This window comes from Neobacillus sp. S1227, assembly GCF_055385255.1.
Window position 1 is genome coordinate 5,601,961 of the sequence record NZ_AP038276.1, and the last position, 19,755, is coordinate 5,621,715.

15 protein-coding genes are annotated in these 19,755 nt (G+C 47.0%); 2 read left to right on the plus strand and 13 right to left on the minus strand.

Annotation, left to right across the window (positions count from 1 at the left end; genetic code table 11):
- Positions 1 to 68 precede the first annotated feature (68 nt).
- From ACZ5AE_RS27810 to ACZ5AE_RS27855, 10 genes are all read right to left on the minus strand, one after another.
- The gene (locus ACZ5AE_RS27810; protein ID WP_464568086.1) at positions 69 to 1,664 is read right to left on the minus strand and encodes a CTP synthase; all 1,596 of its coding nucleotides are present in this window, start codon (positions 1,662 to 1,664) and stop codon (positions 69 to 71) included.
- Positions 1,665 to 1,931: 267 nt separating this feature from the next.
- Complete coding sequence (gene rpoE, locus ACZ5AE_RS27815; protein WP_464568088.1) at positions 1,932 to 2,519, minus strand: DNA-directed RNA polymerase subunit delta; 588 nt, start codon at positions 2,517 to 2,519, stop codon at positions 1,932 to 1,934.
- Positions 2,520 to 2,649: 130 nt separating this feature from the next.
- Entirely contained in the window at positions 2,650 to 2,847 is a 198-nt protein-coding gene (locus ACZ5AE_RS27820; RefSeq protein WP_464568090.1) for a hypothetical protein, read from the minus strand.
- Between the two features lie 151 nt (positions 2,848 to 2,998).
- Entirely contained in the window at positions 2,999 to 6,259 is a 3,261-nt protein-coding gene (icmF, locus tag ACZ5AE_RS27825; protein ID WP_464568092.1) for a fused isobutyryl-CoA mutase/GTPase IcmF, read from the minus strand.
- Between the two features lie 319 nt (positions 6,260 to 6,578).
- Positions 6,579 to 7,211 carry a TetR/AcrR family transcriptional regulator gene (locus ACZ5AE_RS27830; protein ID WP_464568094.1) on the minus strand — a complete coding sequence of 211 codons (633 nt, stop codon included), beginning with the start codon at positions 7,209 to 7,211 and terminating at the stop codon, positions 6,579 to 6,581.
- Between the two features lie 16 nt (positions 7,212 to 7,227).
- Positions 7,228 to 8,367, minus strand: coding sequence for an acyl-CoA dehydrogenase (locus tag ACZ5AE_RS27835; protein ID WP_464568096.1), 1,140 nt, complete (start codon positions 8,365 to 8,367; stop codon positions 7,228 to 7,230).
- A 275-nt stretch (positions 8,368 to 8,642) separates the two neighbouring features.
- A complete protein-coding gene (locus ACZ5AE_RS27840; RefSeq protein WP_464573751.1) occupies positions 8,643 to 9,773 on the minus strand; it encodes an acyl-CoA dehydrogenase in 1,131 nt (376 codons plus the stop codon).
- Positions 9,774 to 9,975: 202 nt separating this feature from the next.
- Complete coding sequence (locus tag ACZ5AE_RS27845; protein ID WP_464568098.1) at positions 9,976 to 10,827, minus strand: 3-hydroxybutyryl-CoA dehydrogenase; 852 nt, start codon at positions 10,825 to 10,827, stop codon at positions 9,976 to 9,978.
- 181 nt (positions 10,828 to 11,008) lie between these two features.
- A complete protein-coding gene (locus ACZ5AE_RS27850; RefSeq protein ID WP_464568100.1) occupies positions 11,009 to 12,196 on the minus strand; it encodes an acetyl-CoA C-acetyltransferase in 1,188 nt (395 codons plus the stop codon).
- A gap of 320 nt (positions 12,197 to 12,516) precedes the next feature.
- Positions 12,517 to 14,628 carry a (Fe-S)-binding protein gene (locus ACZ5AE_RS27855; RefSeq protein ID WP_464568102.1) on the minus strand — a complete coding sequence of 704 codons (2,112 nt, stop codon included), beginning with the start codon at positions 14,626 to 14,628 and terminating at the stop codon, positions 12,517 to 12,519.
- Positions 14,629 to 14,814: 186 nt separating this feature from the next.
- Between ACZ5AE_RS27855 and cls the strand changes: the two genes are divergently transcribed.
- Together cls and uvsE are read left to right on the plus strand one after the other, a co-directional pair.
- Positions 14,815 to 16,017 carry a cardiolipin synthase gene (gene cls / locus ACZ5AE_RS27860; protein WP_464568104.1) on the plus strand — a complete coding sequence of 401 codons (1,203 nt, stop codon included), beginning with the start codon at positions 14,815 to 14,817 and terminating at the stop codon, positions 16,015 to 16,017.
- Positions 16,018 to 16,068: 51 nt separating this feature from the next.
- Positions 16,069 to 17,028, plus strand: coding sequence for a UV DNA damage repair endonuclease UvsE (gene uvsE, locus ACZ5AE_RS27865; protein ID WP_464568106.1), 960 nt, complete (start codon positions 16,069 to 16,071; stop codon positions 17,026 to 17,028).
- Positions 17,029 to 17,064: 36 nt separating this feature from the next.
- Here the strand turns inward: uvsE and ACZ5AE_RS27870 are convergent, their stop codons facing one another.
- The 3 genes from ACZ5AE_RS27870 to ACZ5AE_RS27880 form a co-directional block, all read right to left on the minus strand.
- Positions 17,065 to 17,244 (minus strand): H-type small acid-soluble spore protein, encoded by a 180-nt coding sequence (locus ACZ5AE_RS27870; RefSeq protein WP_464568108.1) that lies wholly within the window; start codon positions 17,242 to 17,244, stop codon positions 17,065 to 17,067.
- 300 nt (positions 17,245 to 17,544) lie between these two features.
- A complete protein-coding gene (gene argS / locus ACZ5AE_RS27875; RefSeq protein WP_464568110.1) occupies positions 17,545 to 19,215 on the minus strand; it encodes an arginine--tRNA ligase in 1,671 nt (556 codons plus the stop codon).
- Positions 19,212 to 19,628, minus strand: coding sequence for a YwiB family protein (locus ACZ5AE_RS27880; protein WP_464568112.1), 417 nt, complete (start codon positions 19,626 to 19,628; stop codon positions 19,212 to 19,214). The genes argS and ACZ5AE_RS27880 overlap by 4 nt, the downstream gene beginning before the upstream one ends.
- Positions 19,629 to 19,755 lie beyond the last annotated feature (127 nt).

The window sequence follows — 19,755 nt, forward strand, 5'->3', positions numbered from 1 at the left end:
ATTTTTCAACCCAATAAACAAAGACCAGTTCCGCAAACCCGGAAACTGGTCTTATTTTTTCAAAAAAATTATTTCTTTAAAGTAGCCTTAATAAAGTCACGGAACAAGGGCTGTGGGCGGTTTGGCCGTGAGATGAATTCCGGATGGAATTGAGATGCCACGAACCATGGGTGATCTTTCAATTCAATGATTTCGACAAGGCGGCCGTCTGGGCTTGTCCCTGAGAAAACAAAGCCAGCCTCTTCCATTTCTTGACGATAATGATTGTTGAATTCATAACGATGGCGATGGCGCTCATAAACGACATTATTTTCGTACGCTTCATGGGCTTTTGTTCCCTCAATCACACGGCAAGGGTACAGACCAAGACGTAACGTTCCTCCAAGATCCTCAACATCCTTCTGCTCTGGAAGCAGGTCAATGATCGGATGCTGTGTTTCCGGTACGAACTCAGAAGAATGAGCATTTTTGTAACCAAGGACATTGCGGGCGAATTCAATGGTTGCCAATTGCATGCCTAAGCAAATGCCAAGCAACGGCTTTTTCGATTCACGTGCATAGCGGATTGCTTCGATTTTTCCCTCGACACCGCGGTCGCCGAAGCCGCCTGGAATCAGCACTCCATCCACATCTTGAAGCAGTTCGTCAACATTTTCGCCGTTCACTTCTTCCGCATTGATCCATTTAATATCTACATCAGCATCAAATGCATAACCGGCATGCTTCATTGCTTCGACAACGGAAATATAAGCATCCTGAAGCTCTACGTACTTGCCGACAAGTCCGATGCGAGTTGTGTTGGAAAGGTTAAGTACGCGGTCAACCAACGCTTTCCACTCAGTCATATCCGCTTCCCCGGTTTGTAACTTCAGATGGTCGCAGACGATTTGGTCCATGTTCTGCTCCTGTAATGCAAGCGGAATCGAGTATAGCGTATCGGCATCACGGCACTCGATGACTGCTTTTGCATCAATATCACAGAATAACGCTAATTTATCTTTCATATCCTGCGAAATTTCCATTTCAGTACGAACTACAATAATATTAGGCTGAATGCCAAGGCTGCGCAGCTCTTTTACGCTGTGCTGGGTTGGCTTTGTCTTCATTTCGCCCGCTGCTTTAATATAAGGAACAAGTGAACAGTGAATATACATGACGTTTTCACTGCCTATATCACTCTTAATTTGGCGGATTGCTTCTAAAAACGGCAAGGACTCGATATCACCGACAGTACCGCCGATTTCCGTAATCACCACATCAGCATTGGTTTCTTTGCCGGCACGGAAGACACGGTCCTTAATTTCGTTCGTAATGTGCGGGATAACCTGCACGGTTGCGCCCAGATAGTCGCCGCGGCGCTCTTTGCGAAGGACAGTGGAATAAATTTTTCCAGTTGTCACGTTGCTGTACTTGTTTACGTTAATGTCGATAAAACGCTCATAGTGGCCCAAATCCAAATCCGTTTCCGCACCATCATCAGTTACGAATACTTCTCCGTGCTGATACGGACTCATCGTTCCCGGGTCGACGTTGATGTACGGGTCTAATTTTTGAGTGGTCACGCTTAAGCCGCGATTTTTCAATAAGCGTCCTAAAGATGCGGCGGTAATTCCTTTTCCAAGCGATGAAACGACACCGCCGGTTACAAAAATATACTTTGTCATGTAAATATTCCCCCTCAGATACAGTTTGTGCATTATTCAGATTGTTAAAGGGTATTTTTGCAAAAATTATTTTTCTGCTGCTCCAAAAATAAAAAACCCCACAAAAGGCGGGTTTATATACAAATAAAAAGCGCTCCGCTTACGCAGTGTAAGGGAGCGCGTATACATTCCAAAACGAATGGTCCTTTTTAAGGAGCCCAAAAAAGATGATACAAGGGGCTGATGAAAAAGTCAAGCCTCTTTCATCCTAATATGAGATGTTTAAGATTAGAGATCCTCGTCCTCTTCCTCATCTTCGAGTTCAAGATCTTCTTCCTCTTCTAGATCATCTTCAAGTTCTTCCTCATCTTCGAATTCAAGTTCTTCTTCATCCTCAATAACATCATCATCTTCGAATTCGTCGTCAACTTCATCAATTTCGTCAAAGTTTTCCTCCTCATCGTCAAGGAGATCATCTTCTTCTTCAAAGTCATCGACATCGTCGTAGTCTTCGTCCTCGATTTCTTCAAATTCGTCGATTTCATCGATATCCTCGTCTTCGACAACCTTCTTCTTCTTCTTCTTCGATTTGACGACTGCGACAACTTCTTCCTCCTGGGTGTCAACCGGATACCAAACGCGAAGTCCCCAGCGGTTTTCACCTAAAGCCAGGAATCGGCCATCGATATTCAGATCAGTATAAAACTGTGCCAGGCGGCTACGCAATTCCGATTCAGAAATGCCCGCAGCATTGGAAATTTCCTTCACCAATTCGTTAAAGGCAATTGGCTGCTTACTATTTTTCATAAATTCAAAAGCCATTTCAATGAGTGAAAACTCTTGCAGCTCCTCTTTTGAGTACTGTGCTAAACTCAATATCGGCACTTCCTTTCTCTATTTAACACTCTTAGTAGAGTGAATAACGGACTTTTTCTACTATGTAAAAAAATACATATTCTTCATTATAAACAAATTACATAGGTTTATGCTAGTTCTAGCTGTGGTTTTACTTGATTTTTTCCTGTTTGGACTGTTCATTGTCCTTTTTATTCTGTGCTTTGGCTATTTTTAGCTCTTTAATAGTTATCACCAGAAAAAAAATCGCCAGCAGCAGGAAGGATATCGCTCCCAATTGGCGCTCATAAAGATAATACAATGGCCAGGCTACAACAATTAGTATGATGATAATGTGACTTACTTTCATATGATGACACCTGCCCATAACCTAGTAGGTTAAATAATATATTGATTATATAGGATATATAATCATATTGGGAAATATTTTAAAAAACTATAAAAACAGGTGAAAGGCCCCACGAATTAATCGGAAATTCGCGGGGCCTTTACTAATTGTTTTACATATTTCGGCGATACTGTCCGCCTACTTCGTATAGGGCACGTGTGATTTGGCCGAGACTGGCGACTTTGACGGTTTCCATAAGCTCAGCAAAGATGTTGCCGCCGCTTGTGGCCGCGTTCTTTAACCGCTTCAGTGCTGCAGCGGATTCTGCTGCATGCGCTTCTTGGAAAGCTCGCAAATTGTGGATTTGCAGCTCTTTCTCCTCCGTCGTTGCCCGGGCCAATTCCATATTATCAATCTCTTCCTCGGAAGGAGGATTTGGATTCAAATACGTATTCACCCCGATAATCGGCAGTTCGCCCGTATGCTTTAACATTTCATAGTGCATTGATTCATCCTGAATCTTGCCGCGCTGGTACTGGGTTTCCATTGCCCCAAGCACGCCGCCGCGGTCATTGAGCCGTTCGAATTCTTGAAGCACCGCTTCTTCAACTAAATCAGTCAGCTCTTCGACGATAAACGCGCCCTGAAGCGGATTTTCATTCTTCGTCAAGCCATGCTCCTTAGTAATAATCATCTGAATCGCCATTGCCCGACGTACCGATTCCTCGGTCGGCGTCGTAATCGCCTCATCGTAGGCATTCGTATGGAGCGAGTTACAGTTATCATGCAGCGCCATCAATGCCTGAAGCGTAGTCCGGATATCGTTAAAATCGATTTCCTGGGCGTGCAGCGAACGGCCTGATGTCTGCACATGATACTTCAGCTTTTGGCTGCGCTCGTTCGCACCATACTTATCGCGCATCACAGTCGCCCAAATGCGGCGCGCCACCCGCCCAATCACGGTGTACTCCGGATCCAATCCATTTGAGAAGAAGAACGACAGGTTTGGCGCAAAATCATCAATGTTCATACCGCGGCTCAAATAATATTCAACGTACGTGAAGCCATTTGACAAGGTGAATGCCAGCTGTGAAATCGGGTTCGCGCCCGCTTCGGCAATATGGTACCCAGAAATCGACACGGAATAATAGTTACGAACCTGGTTGTCGATGAAATATTGCTGGATATCGCCCATCATCCTTAAAGCAAATTCTGTTGAAAAAATACATGTATTTTGGCCTTGGTCTTCTTTTAAAATATCAGCCTGAACCGTACCGCGGACGGTTTTCAGCGTGTAGGCCCGGACTTCAGCAAATTCTTCGACAGTCAGGACACGGCCTAGTTCAGCTTCTTTCCGTTTCACCTGCTGGTCAATGGCGGTATTCATGAACATCGCAAGGATGATTGGCGCTGGACCGTTGATCGTCATCGATACAGATGTCGACGGATGACAGAGGTCAAAGCCATCGTACAGTTTTTTCATGTCGTCTAACGTACAAACGCTTACACCGCTTTCGCCGACTTTACCGTAAATATCGGGGCGGTAATCCGGGTCTTCGCCGTATAGGGTCACCGAGTCAAAGGCGGTGCTGAGGCGTTTTGCCGAATCGTCCTTCGATAAATAGTGGAAACGGCGGTTCGTCCGTTCTGGTGTGCCTTCGCCGGCAAACTGGCGTTTTGGATCCTCCCCTTCACGCTTGAATGGGAATACGCCTGCTGTGTATGGGAAGGAGCCCGGCAAGTTCTCACGATACACCCAGCGCAGGATTTCACCGTAATCCTTGTATTTCGGCAGGGCCACTTTTGGAATATCGAGCCCCGATAAGCTTTTTGTTTTTAAAATTGTAATGATTTCTTTGTCGCGGATTCTGGTAACGAATTTGTCAGCTGTGTAAGCTGCTTTTGTTTTTTCCCAGCCGTCGAGGATGCTCTTCGACTCAGGTGTCAGCTGCGCTTCGGTCTGCTGTTTAACCGCTACAAGAGCCGCTACGACTTCCGGCTGGTCCTTGACAGCTTCAATGGCGCCTTCCAGCTGGAATAATTTCCGGGAAATATTCGCCTGCTGCTCCGCTTTTTTATGATAACCGCGAACGGTCTCGGAAATTTCCCGTAAGTAATAACGGCGGTCGGTCGGGATGATGATGTTTTGCTTTTCGACCTTCTCCTCTTTGCTGTACGATGTCACCCAATCAGTTGCTGCTTTTTCATTGATTTTTTCAATGAGGGCTGCGAATAGGGCATTCGTGCCAGGGTCATTGAACTGGCTGGCGATTGTACCGTACACCGGCATTTCGGATGGATCCTTTTCAAAAAGCATATGGCTGCGCTGATACTGCTTCTGTACCTGGCGCTTCGCGTCCTCGGAGCCCTTGCGCTCGAATTTATTGATGACAATCAGGTCAGCAAAGTCAATCATGTCGATTTTTTCCAACTGGGACGGTGCCCCGAATTCGCTGGTCATGACGTACATCGCGACATCGCAAATTTCCGTGATGCCGGCATCGCCCTGGCCGATTCCGCTCGTTTCGACGATCACCAGGTCAAATCCGGCTGCCTTCGTGACCGCTACGGCATCTTTAATCGCCAGCGACAGTTCTGATTTCGATGCCCGTGTTGCAAGGCTTCGCATATAAACTGTCGGTGAAAAAATCGCATTCATGCGGATGCGGTCGCCAAGAAGGGCGCCGCCCGTTTTTTGTTTAGTCGGGTCAACGGATAGGATAGCGACCTTTTTATTTGGAAACTCGTTAATAAACCGGCGAATCAACTCGTCCGTCAGTGAGCTTTTTCCAGCCCCGCCCGTACCGGTGATCCCGATAACCGGAATCGCCTTTTCAAGCTCCTTTACTTTTTCAAGAACCTGCTCAGCCGCGGCGGCTGCCTCATTCTTTTGGTCAACGTGATTTTCCGCAATCGTAATCAGCTTGGCGACCGCCCTCGTGTCACCCGTAGGCAGCTTTTCGATTTGCTCTGCGATATTTTCTGATGCAACCGTTGAAAAATCACATTCTTGAATCATGAGGTCGATCATGCCCTGCAAGCCGAGCTTTCTGCCGTCTTCCGGCGAGAAGATCCCGGCAATGCCGTACTCTTGGAGTTCATTGATTTCTCTTGGAATGATTACGCCCCCGCCGCCGCCATAAATGCGGATATGCGATGCGCCTTTTTCTTTTAACAGGTCGTACATGTATTTAAAGTATTCAACGTGCCCGCCTTGATAAGAAGAAATTGCAATGCCCTGGGCATCTTCCTGAATGGCGGCGTTGACAACCTCTTCCACCGAGCGGTTGTGGCCAAGGTGAATGACCTCGGCCCCGCTTGATTGAAGGATACGCCGCATGATGTTGATGGAAGCATCATGGCCGTCAAACAAACTCGACGCGGTCACAAAGCGAATATGATGCTTCGGCTGGTATTTTCCAGTTGTACTCATCTCAATTTGGCCCCCTTGTTTTTTTAAAATCGTGAAGATACCTTCTTAATGTATTTTGTGGAAAGCGGTTATTAAGGACATTTTGAGCTGAATTTTACGCGGTTTTGTCTTTTATCAGCTCTCTTAAGGACATTTACGCCTAGCTTTATATCCATTTTGTCCGAAGGTTACTTCGCTTCGGACACTTTTTCCTCTTTTTCAAGCGGTTTTGTCCGAAGTTTGCTCTCGTTCGGACATTTCCGCCCCTTTTCCAAGCGGTTTTGTCCGAAGAAACTCTGGTTGGCTATTTCCAACTTTTTCTATTAATCCTCAAATCTTTTTAACCGTCTCTTTTTACCCCAAGTCCATTAAAAATAAACTTTGTCTGCAGTTCAATGTATTCGTCCAGAGTAAACAGCTTCCTGAGCGCCCAGCGGCGGAAGCCCCACATTTGCCCTTGGACAAAAATATCGTGCGCGATGATTTTGATTTGTTTTTCCGGCAGTTCAAGTTCGCCGTTCTCCACACATTCACGGAGCATATTTTCAAACATAGCGACCATCGCTAACTCCTTTTTTAACACATATGGAAGCGCGTCCTTGGTTAAGGATTTTACTTCCTGATACATGACAAGGATTTCGTCCTGCAATTCATCCATAACATGGAAAAAGTTTGAGATTCCCACTTTTAGACTCTCTAATGTCCCTTGCTTGTGATCAAGGTTCTCCTCAAGCTGCTCCTTGACATGATCATAGATGCTGTCGCAGACCAGATATAAAATATCTTCCTTCGTCCGAATATATTCGTACAACGTCCCGATGCTAAAGCCCGCCGCTCTGGCAATTTCCCGGGTAGTTGTCCGGTGAAACCCCTTCTCTTTAAAAAGTGCAACGGCCCCTTTGATCATTTGGTCGCGCCTCTTTTGCACGAGGCGCTCATCTTTGACCGAGGCCTGAACCTCCCGTTTATCCATCCCCATAATGACCGCCTTACTTCGTTAGCATTCTTGAGATAACGAGGCGCTGAATTTCCTGTGTGCCTTCATAGATTTGCGTAATTTTAGCATCGCGCATGAAGCGTTCCACCGGATAATCCTTCGTATAGCCGTAGCCGCCAAACACCTGAACCGCTTCGGTCGTCACCTTCATCGCGGTGTCGCCGGCAAATAGTTTGGACATAGCGGACTCTTTTCCATAAGGAAGCCCGTTGGACTCAAGCCATGCTGCCTGATAGGTTAATAGTCTAGCCGCTTCGATGTTAGTCGCCATATCGGCAAGCTTGAAGCTGATGCCTTGGTTCGCTGCGATTGGCTTGCCGAATTGAACGCGTTCCTTCGCATAGTCAACCGCTGCATCAAGCGCACCTTGAGCGATACCCACTGCCTGTGCGGCGATGCCATTACGGCCGCCATCAAGCGTCATCATCGCCACTTTAAAGCCTTCACCCTCTTCGCCGAGTCTATTTTCCACTGGAACTCTGCATTCTTCAAAAATGATTTCAGTGGTAGGTGATGAACGAATGCCCAATTTCTTTTCTTTTTTGCCGACAGAGAAGCCTGCGAAGTCTTTCTCAACGATAAATGCTGTTGTACCGCGCTGCTTGCTGGCTGGGTCTGTTAACGCAAATACCACATAAATGTCAGCCTCGCCGCCATTCGTAATGAAAATTTTTGAACCATTCAGCACGTAGTGGTCGCCCTCGAGGCGTGCTGTCGTTCTCATTCCGCCTGCATCAGAGCCGCTGCCTGGCTCGGTCAAGCCATAAGCACCGATTTTTGAGCCTTCAGCGAGTGGACGAAGGTATTTTTGCTTTTGTTCTTCATTACCGAACTTGTAAATTGGCCAGCTGGCAAGAGAAGTGTGTGCGGAAAGGGTAACCCCGACAGACGAATCAACACGGGATAGCTCTTCAACTGCGATACAGTAAGCAAGATAATCACTGCCGATGCCGCCGTACTCTTCCGGCCATGGAATCCCGGTTAAGCCAAGCTCCGCCATTTTGTCAAAAATCTCCCGGTCAAAGCGCTCATCTTCATCACGCTCAGCAGCCGTAGGGGCAATCTCGTTTTGCGCAAAATCGCGCACCATTTTTCGAATCATTTCATGTTCTTCGGTTAATTTGAAGTTCATTTTGGGTATCCTCCCTGTTTATAAAAATTAGATAGTATTCTAGGACAAACTTTGCTAGGTTCACGACAAAATTTTGGATGTTCACGACAAATTTGGAGCGTCTCAAAACATAATTTAACTGCCTCACTACAAATTTGATGTGGTTCAAAACAAAATTTGGATAATACTTACAAATGTAAGATCCTCACGACGTATTCGGACCTCACACGACTTACTTTAAAGATTTAACTACAAAAATTAGCTGTCTCACATCAATTATTGGAAATATAAGGTGGTTACAGATGCTTGCTAATCACAATCCTCTGAATCTCGCTTGTGCCCTCATAAATTTCCGTCACTTTAGCATCGCGGAAGTAGCGCTCAACCGGGTAATCCTCCGTATAGCCGTAGCCGCCAAAGACTTGAATCGCCTCAGTCGCCACCTCAACTGCTGTCCTTGTGGCAAAAAGCTTCGCCATCGAGGCTTCCATGCCGCATTTCATGCCCTGTCCACGCAAATTAGCAGCCCGATAAACTAGTAATCTAGCAGCCTCCACATTCGTCGCCATGTCAGCAAGCTTGAAAGCAATCCCCTGCTGGGCGGCAATCGGCTTGCCGAACTGGTGGCGCTGCTTGGCATACTCGGTTGCGGCCGACAGTGCGGCCTCCGCAATCCCGAGCGCCTGGGCTGCAATTCCGATGCGGCCGGCATCGAGGTTCGCCATCGCAATCTTGAAACCCTCACCCTCAGCACCTAGCAGGTTCTCAACCGGAACGCGCATATCCTCAAACGTAAGCTGCACCGTTCTCGAGCCATGCAGGCCCATTTTCTTCTCGTCCTTGCCAATCACAAGTCCAGGGGTATTTTTTTCAACGATAAAAGCAGATACCCCTTTGGCGCTCAATTCCAGGTTTGTTTTAGCGAAAACAATGTAAACGTCGGCCTCACCGCCATTGGTGATGAAGACCTTGGAGCCGTTGATGACATAATGGTCACCGTCACGGACCGCCCTCGACTTCATGCTCGCCGCATCCGAGCCGGCGCTCGGTTCAGTTAAGCAAAAAGCCCCCAGATACTCGCCTGAAGCGAGCTTCGGTACGTACTTTTGCTTCTGCTCCTCCGTTCCAAAGTATAGAATCGGGTTCGTGCCGACAGAGGTATGCACCGACAAAATCACGCCCATCGTCGCGCTGACTTTGGAAAGCTCGTTGATCGCGATGATATAGGAGGTGAAATCCATCTCAGCGCCGCCGTATTGCTCTGGAACCGGGATGCCCATCAGGCCAAGCCCGCCCATTTTGCGGAGAATCTCACGCGGAAATTCCCCTTGTTCCATTTTTTCTATAAACGGCGCAACATCATTGGCCGCAAAGTCGCGCACCATTTTGCGCATCATTTCTTGCTCTTCTGTGAAGTGTAGATTCATGGTGAACTCCCCTTTTGGAGAAAGTAGTGTGACCGAACTCATTATTAAAGCCCCTTTCTCGAGGATACTGTATTCTTTGCTTGAATCTTGCTACTTCTATTTTTAAGACCCCTACTGCTATTCCCTGAAAAAATTCTCTCCCGAGTAGACCAATTCGTTATCTCTATCTTTCAATTTTTGTGAAATTTGGCGATTTCAAAGCTTATTCGTATACATAAAATCCGCGTCCAGTTTTCTTACCCAGCCAGCCTGCTTTTACATATTTACGCAGGAGCGGGCATGGGCGGTACTTGTCATCACCAAAGCCTTCGTGCAATGTTTCCATGATGTAAAGGCAGGTATCCAAACCAATAAAGTCAGCGAGCGTTAACGGCCCCATTGGATGATTCATGCCAAGCTTCATTACTTCATCGATGGCTTCTTTCGTGGCCACGCCCTCGTACAATGTATAGATCGCTTCGTTAATCATCGGCATCAGCACGCGGTTGGCAACAAAGCCAGGGAAGTCGTTTACTTCTACAGGCACCTTTGATAACGTTTTAGTCATGTCCTCGATGACCTGATACACTTCATCAGCCGTTGCCAACCCCCGGATGATTTCCACCAGCCTCATGACAGGCACCGGATTCATGAAGTGCATACCGATGACCTTTTCCGGGCGCTTCGTTGCTGCCGCGATTTCCGTGATCGGCAGTGAGGAGGTATTGCTTGCCAAGATTGCATGCGCCGGTGCAATTTCGTCTAACTGCGCAAAGATTTTTGTTTTGATTTCCATGTTTTCAACAGCTGCTTCGATGACCAGATCCACGCCGGATGCGTCTTGCAGGTCTGTTGATGGAGTCAGGTTGCTAAGCACCTCTTGCTTTTGCTCCTCGGTCAGGCGTCCTTTTTCCACGTTGCGGGATAGGTTTTTGTTAATAACCCCGAGTCCGCGCTCAATAAATTCCGATTTCAAATCATTTAAAATAACTTTATAACCAGCTTGTGCACAAACTTGGGCAATCCCCGAGCCCATTTGCCCGGCCCCAATTACCATTACTTTTTCAACCTTCATGTTTTCCCCTCCGATTTTTCGGGCCAGAACTGAGTGGTCCCGGCCAATTTTTATATAAATTTTATAAGTCGACAGTTAGAAGAAGTTATCCGACAGTATGGGCGGCTTATCCGACAGTTGCAGTTCCCCATACGACAGTAACCGAATCGCCATGCGATACATCCTATTTAGCAATGAACCACTATGCTTTCGGTACCTCAATCATAACCGCATCGCCCTGACCGCCGCCGCTGCAGATGGCCGCGATTCCGATCCCGCCTCCGCGGCGCTTTAACTCGTGCATCAAGGTAATGATGATGCGCGCTCCGCTTGCGCCAATTGGATGGCCAAGGGCAACCGCACCGCCGTTAACATTGACCTTCTCCGGGTCCAAGCCGGCGATTTGGCCGCTCGCAAGCGCTACGGCCGCGAACGCTTCGTTGATTTCAAACAAGTCGATTTCCTCAAGGCTTCGGCCTGTTTTTCGTAAAATTTCATTGATGACAAGTCCCGGTGTTTGCGGGAAGTCCTTGGCTTCAACCGCTATCGCTGCCTGGCCGATAATGACCGCTTCGACCCGCCGGCCTTCACGCTCCGCACGTTCCTCGCTCATCAACACGAGAGCACCAGCCCCATCATTGACCCCTGGTGCGTTTCCGGCTGTGATGGTACCTTCGCCATTAAACGCCGGTCCAAGCTTCGCTAATTTTTCCAAAGAGGTATCTTTCCGCGGCGCTTCATCATGCTCGACGACAACCGGCGCTCCTTTGCGCTGCGGCACCTCCACCTTCACGATCTCTTCGGCAAACTTGCCGCTCTCAATTGCTTCGATTGCCCGTTGGTGGCTTCTTAATGCCCACTCATCTTGTGCTTCGCGACTAAGGGACATTTCTTCAGCGGTCGAGTTTCCATACGTCCCCATATGCACTCCAGTAAAGCTGCAGCTCAGCCCATCATGAATCATCAAATCCTGAACAGCCGCATCGCCCATTCGTAGGCCCCATCTTGCTTTGGGCAAAATGTATGGAGCATTTGACATTGATTCCATACCGCCCGCTACGATGAGTTCCTCGTCGCCGGCGCGGATGATTTGGTCCGCTAACGTGACACTGCGCAGGCCTGATGCGCAGACCTTGTTGATTGTTTCTGTCTTAACCTCCCACGGAAGTCCGGCGGCCCTTGCTGCCTGGCGGGATGGGATTTGCCCTTGTCCACCCTGCAGGACTGATCCAAAAATCACTTCCTGCACGTCTTCCGGCTTCACATTGGCACGTTGCAACGCTTCTTTAATGACAATGCCGCCTAACTGGGAAGCGCTAAAGCTGCTCAATGCCCCGCCTAATTTACCAAAGGGCGTTCTGACTCCACTTAAAATAACCGTTCTGCTCATTCGAAACATTCCTTTCCCCTGTTTTTCTACAAAAAAACAATTTTGCCTTTTCCTAATTTTCAGTCACTGGCACATAAAAAATGGGAGCGTGCTGATTTCACCATCGACTGAACGCTCGCTCAACGCTGCTGCAAAAACTAACGCAGGTCCAGGGGGCCTCCCTGCCCGCGCATAATAAAAAAGGAAATGTAAGCGTTTTTATCTACATATTCTATTGTACAAAATAAAAAGCAGAAGTTGAATTGTTTTACACAAAATTCCTAAAATTTTTCTGCGCGTATACAATCAACCTCTGCTATTATAAAATTCAATTTTCGGTGTTACGATGCCACTGCTGCAGGTTCACCGCAGACAGCTTTTTCAAGAAGCTCTGCCACATCATAGGTTGCAACCTTATCTTCAACCTCTTTCGCCTTCGTACCATCGGAAAGCATTGTTAAGCAGTATGGACAGCCGGAGCTGATGACCGATGGGTTTACCGATAATGCCTGCTCGGTCCGTGCCACGTTGATACGGTGTCCAGTTTCTTCCTCCATCCACATCAAGCCTCCGCCGGCACCGCAGCACATTCCCTTCTCGCGGTTCCGTTCCATTTCCACCAGCTTTACGCCAGGAATGGCCTTCAAGATTTCACGCGGCGGATCATAAACGTCGTTGTAGCGGCCCAGATAACAAGAATCGTGGAACGTAATCGTTTCGTTTACTGCATGTTTTGGCTTCAAACGGCCATCGCGGACTAGTTCGAAAAGAACCTCCGTATGGTGGTAAACCTCAGCTTGCAGCCCGAAATCAGGATATTCATTTTTGAAAATATTGTAGGCGTGCGGGTCAATCGTAACGATTTTCTTCGCTTCTGCCTTTTCAATTTCTGCAATATTATTGTTTGCAAGCTCTTGGAACAAGAACTCGTTTCCAAGACGGCGGACCGTGTCGCCAGAGTTCTTTTCTTTGTTTCCTAAGATAGCGAACTTCACGCCTGCTTCATTTAATAGCTTCGCGAAGGACAACGCAATCTTCTGGCTGCGGTTGTCGTAAGAGCCCATTGAGCCAACCCAGAACAGGTACTCGAACTCTTCGCCAGCTTTGTTCATTTCTTTTACTGTTTTCACTTCAACGTCTTCACGAGCTTCGCGCCATGTTTCGCGCTCTTTTCTGTTCAAGCCCCAAGGGTTGCCCTGACGCTCGATGTTCGTGATCGCGCGCTGTGCATCAGCGTCCAATTTCCCTTCAGTTAAAACTAGGTAACGGCGAAGGTCAATAATTTTTTCAACGTGCTCGTTCATAACCGGACATTGGTCTTCACAGTTACGGCAGGTTGTACAAGCCCAAATTTCTTCTTCCGTGATGACATCGCCGATCAGGCTAGGGCTGTAGACGGAAGTTGCAGCTGTTTCAGACGCGCCTTGACCAGCTGCTGCAAGTGCAATTTGGTTGCCCTTTGTATTCGCAAATGCGAAGGTTGGCACCCATGGCTGCTTTTGCGTTACAGCTGCACCGTAGTTGGTGAGGTGATCACGCATTTTCACGATTAAATCCATTGGCGACAGCATTTTGCCTGTGCCGGTTGCCGGACACATATTAGTACAGCGGCCGCATTCTACACAAGCATAGAAGTCAACCATTTGCAGTTGTGTAAAGTCTTCAATCTTTCCTACGCCAAATGATTCAGCGGATTCGTCTTCAAAGTCAATCTTTTTCAATTTTCCCGCCTTATCCAAACGATTCAGGTAAACGTTTGCAGGGCCGGCGATTAAGTGGGCGTGTTTCCCCTGCGGTACATAGACTAAGAATGCCAATAAGAAAATCAAGTGCAGCCACCATGCAACATAAAGGATGGATACTGCTGCTGTTTTGCCGATACCGGCGAAGATGATCGAAATGAGAGATGCAACCGGTTCTGACCAAGAAGGTTCCTCGCCATGCCAGATCAAGTCCATTCCGTTTCCTAACAGCACCCAAATCATTAAGCCGCCGATAAAGATTAAGACAAGTCCTGATTTAAAGCCTCGCTTTAAGCGGACAAGTTTCTCAACATAACGGCGATGAAATGCCCAGAAAGTTGCCACCAAAATGACTAAAGTGACGATTTCCTGGAAGAATGTAAATGCTGGGTAAAGCGGCCCAAGCGGAAGGTGTGAGCCTGGTGCAATTCCTTTCCAAATAAAATCGATTGCTCCAAATTGAACAAGAATGAAGCCGTAAAAGAACATAACGTGGATGGCACCACTCTTTTTATCCTTTAAAAGCTTCTTCTGCCCGAATACCATAACCCAGATTTTTTGCAGTCGTTCTTTGACATTGTTGTCAAACTCTGCCTTTTTGCCGAGCTTCATATATTCGATCCGTGTTTTGACAACATAGACGAACAGGCTGAGAGCGTAAGCGGTTACGGCCAAGAAGGCAATAAGGTTGACCCATAGAAGTCCATTCATGAAATAAGCCCCTTTCGTTGATTTCTCCCCTAATTTTTTTACTTGTTGTTCAAAATAACAAATTTTCTGAACTTACCTTAACTCTATTATAATATGAATGAGCATTCAGTCAATCCATTTTTACTAACTTATAGAAATGTTTGTTGTTGGAAAAACTAACGAAACTGATTGGAGGAAGGTTTTCCAATGAATTTTTTCGTCATTTTTTTCGGAATTGTCTCATTTTTCATTATATGGGTTGTTCTGGACTTTTGTCTAGGGCGACAGAAGCATCATTCTTCTGTAAGAAAAATGGAAACTCCCATCCTGCATGGTGATTTGGACATTTTTACTCATGGCAAAAAGTTATTTCACGATTATTTCTCCGTCCTTCTTGATGCAGAAAAACATATCCATGTGTTGTTTTATATTGTAAAGGATGATGCCTTTAGTCAGGATTTTTTTTCCATCTTAAAAGAAAAAGCACGAGCAGGTGTTGAGGTCCGCTTGCTGCTGGATCGTCTTGGCAGCTGGAAAGTAAATAGTGCTGCCATTGAAGAGCTGCGTGAGGCGGGCGTCGAATTTGCCTTCAGCAATCCGGTGAAGTTCCCCTATCTCTTTTATTCGATGCAGGTCCGGAATCACCGCAAGGTTTCGATTATAGATGGTCGTATAGGCTATTTGGGCGGCTTTAATATTGGAAAGGAGTATATTGATGAAGAGCCGCGCCTTGGCCCATGGCGCGATTATCATCTAAAAATCAGCAATGAAAGTGTCAATTTTTTACAAAGTGAATTTCTGATGGATTGGGAGCGGTGCACGGGTGTTAACTTGCAGAATGAGGCGAAATATTTCCCGAAATTTCCTAAGGGCTCCGTCCGCCTGCAATTTATTCCAACAGAAGCCAATCAGCTGGAAAGGATGTTCATCAGCCTTATCCAATTGGCCGAAAAATCGATTACCATCGGCACACCTTACTTTATTCCTAGCAGGAAGATTATCGCAGAGCTGCAGAAGGCTGTGCAGCGCGGCGTCTGTCTGACAATCATTGTTCCATCAATTTCTGACCATGCACTCGTGAAGGAGGCGTCATTCCGCTATTTACGGACGCTGCTTCGGGAAGGCGCTTTGGTATATCAATATAATAAAGGGTTTTACCATGCTAAAACCATCGTCATCGACGACAAAGTTGCCGACATCGGTACCGCTAACTTTGACAAACGCAGCCTCTTTTTAAACCAAGAAATCAACTGCTACATCTACGACCCAAACTTTATTGACCGAATCAAAGACATATTGGATAAAGACATCCACGACTCCACTCGGCTCACACTTGAGCAGCTGAACAAACCAAACTTGGCCAGATCTATGAAAGAAGCTGTTGCTGGAGTGGTTTCTTACTTTTTATAAGGTTTCAGGCACTGCAGTGGGGATGAACTATTTTGATGGGAGGTGGGACTAATGAGAATTCGCTTTGGGTATGTTTCGCATGCGATTAGTTTGTGGGATGCTTCCCCTGCCAAGACGCTTACGTTTGCGCGGTATCAACAGTTGAACTCTGAGGAGCGGGCGGCCAAGCTCCGCGAGGTTACGAAACAAAATCTGAACCATACACTGCGGATGCTCCATTATAATGTGGCTCATGAGCTGGAGCTGTACCGTTTCTCCAGCTCCATTGTTCCGCTTGCCACCCACCCGGAGGTGCGCTGGGACTTCGTCGCCCCATTCCGCAGCGAGTGGCTGGAAATTGGCAGCCTTGTGAAAAAGCACAACCTAAGAGTCAGCTTTCACCCGAACCAATTTACCTTGTTTACCTCGCCAAAGCCGCAAATTACAGAGAACGCAGTTATCGACATGACCTACCATTTTCAAATGCTGGATGCCATGGGAGTTGCGGCAGATAGCCTGATTAACATCCATATCGGTGGTGCTTATGGTGACAAACAACAGGCCCTTTCCCGTTTCCACCAAAATCTGAGAACCTTGCCTGCTCATATCAAAACGATCATGACCTTAGAAAATGACGACAAAACATATACAGCGGAAGAAACGCTGGCTGTTTGCGAAGAAGAGGCGATCCCGTTCGTTTTTGATTACCATCACCATATGGCCAATCCTTGCACTAGGCCGCTTGAGGAACTGCTGCCGCGCATTTTTCAAACATGGTCTCATAAGCCAAGTCTCTTGCCGAAAGTGCATATCTCCTCCCCAAAGTCGGAAAAAGAATACCGCTCCCATGCGGATTTCGTGGACCCAGAGTTTATCATGCCATTTTTAACATTGCTAAAAGAGGCTGGGCAGGATGTTGACTTCATGATTGAGGCGAAAGCCAAGGATCAGGCCTGTTTGAAATTGGTGGAGGATTTAAGCAAGGTTCGCGGCTTTAACCGGATTAGCGGAGGTGCCCTTGATATTAAATAACGCCAGCAAAAAGAGTCCCCGACCCCGGAGACTCTTTTATTCTTCAATTAAATTTAAGACAGGAACGTCCTGCTCATGTTCAGGTTTTGTCCTGGAATATATCCGCGCTATTTTCGATGCCTCGTCCACATGCTGGATGATGACCGGCGTTCCCTCATAGGTCACATTAATCATATCAGCGGATTCCATGATTTCCTTCGCTCTTCCTACATTCATGCGTTCGGTTCACTCCTCACAAATAAGTACACTAATACTATTTGCATTTTTTTGGAGGGTATTCATATTTTTTGGCATTCTTATGGAAAAATTACCCCCGGTAACATGTCCCCGATTCATTTACTTTCCGTTTTAAGGTGTTTATTTTCCAATTCCGGAAAAATACTTTCCACTTTTCAAAAATACTTTCCAACTTGCGGACTTTACTTTCCACTTTTTCAATTTTACTTACCCATTAAAATAATTCTAAAAAGGTCCCCTCAAATTGAAGGAACCTCATTACCAAAACCTATTCAAAAATTACATTTTTTCCGGTGCCGAAACCCCAATCAACGCCAGCGCATTCTTTAATGTAATCTGCACAGCCTTCACCAATCCGAGACGCGCCTTGGTCCGCTCAGGCGCGCCTTGATCAAGCACCTTCTCAGCATTGTAAAAGCTATGGAACGTCGATGCCAATTCAAAAATGTAATTAGTAATCCGGTGCGGTACACGCTTCAACGCTGCTTCGCCAACCGCATGCGGGAACTCGCCCAATTTTTTCAACAAATCAATTTCCTTTTCAGAAGCGACTTTTGAAAAATCAACGCCGGCATCCACAGCAAAGCCCTGCTCCTCACCAGAACGCAAAATCGAACAAATCCGCGCATGAGCATACTGCGCATAATACACCGGGTTTTCATTGGACTGGGACACCGCCAGATCCAAATCGAAGTCCAAATGTGTATCCGAGCTGCGCATCGCAAAGAAGTAACGAGTCGCATCAAGGCCGACCTCATCGACCAAATCCCGCATCGTGACAGCCTTTCCGGTCCGCTTCGACATCTTCATCTTCTCACCGTTTTTATACAAATGAACAAGCTGAATGATCTCGACCTCGAGCGCCTCGCGGTCATAACCGAGCGCCTGAATGGCCGCCTTCATACGCGGGATATAACCGTGATGGTCCGCTCCCCAAATATTGATTAATTTTTCAAAGCCGCGCTCGAGCTTGTCCTTGTGATACGCGATATCCGGCGTTAGATAGGTATATGAGCCGTCCTGCTTAATCAACACGCGGTCCTTGTCGTCACCAAGGTCGGTGGAACGCAGCCAGGTTGCCCCGTCCTGCTCATAGATATAGCCGCTCTCCCGCAATGCCGCCAGCGCCGTGTCAATTTTCCCATTTTTATAAAGAGATGTTTCCGAATACCATACATCAAAGCGGACACGGAAGTCCTCAAGGTCCCTCTGCAATTTTTCCATTTCGTATTTCAAGCCATACTCCCGGAAAAATTCGAACCGCTCTTCTTCGGAGACATTTACATATTTATCGCCAAACTCTTCCGCAAGCTGCTTGCCGATCCCAACAATGTCCGCTCCATGGTAGCCGTCCTCCGGCATTTCTTTTTCCATTCCCAACGCTTGGAAATAGCGCGCTTCAACAGATAGCGCCAGGTTATTAATCTGATTTCCCGCATCATTAATGTAATACTCGCGGGATACGTCATAGCCCGCCTTGGCTAAAATGTTGCTTAAAGAATCACCGACCGCCGCACCGCGAGCATGTCCTAAATGAAGGTCGCCGGTTGGGTTCGCCGATACGAACTCCACCTGGATTTTCTGGCCGCCGCCAACTGTCGTCTCGCCATACTTGTCGCCAGCCTGCAAAATCGTTGGAATCAGCTCAGTCAAATACGAATTATTCATGTAAAAATTAATAAACCCCGGCCCGGCAATTTCCATTTTTTCAATCGAAGCCTTGGAACGATCGAAGTTTTCCACAAGAGCATCTGCAATCATCCGCGGCGCCTTCTTCGCCACCCGCGCCAGCTGCATCGCCATATTCGTCGAATAGTCGCCGTGCGCCTTCTCCTTCGGAGTTTCGAGAATCACATCTGGAATCTGCTCTTCGGACGCAAGCCCTGCCTTCAGCACCGCCGCCCGAATTTCCTCCTTAATCTTTTGCTGCACTTGTCCCACAATATTCATTTTTGTTCCTCCTGAAAACTTATTTCTAAATGGTATGTACCGGCAGGCGTCCCCTGCATGGCAAAATCATATAGGATACTAATTTGTCCGCTGCCATTTTTGAATGAATGGTCCAGTTTCCGTGCCTTCGTCGTTGTCTCGAACGTTCCAAACGGCATCTCATAACTGCCTCGAAGCTTTCTTCCCAGCTGAAAAGGCAGCCGCATCTTCACCGCGCCGCTCCTTAAAATCAGGGCCTCGTCCTGGGTTGGCGCTGCCTTCACAATTGTGCGGACAGCTCCCTCCTCCATCACTTCTTCATACTGCAGATAGGAAGCCTGATCTTTTTGAAAGTAGCGGCCAAACACCGTCAGTTCAAACGTTTCCTGTTCATCAATCGTCGTCTTCACGTTAATCTTTACCGGAATCTCCATGCTGCACTTCCCTCTTTGAAAAAAGGAACTTTGGTAAGCTCATTTTTCTCTGTCCTTGTCTATAACATTGACTTACACGCCGTTTCGCATACTTTTCCTATTATAAACATGGAAAGCCTGCAAATCA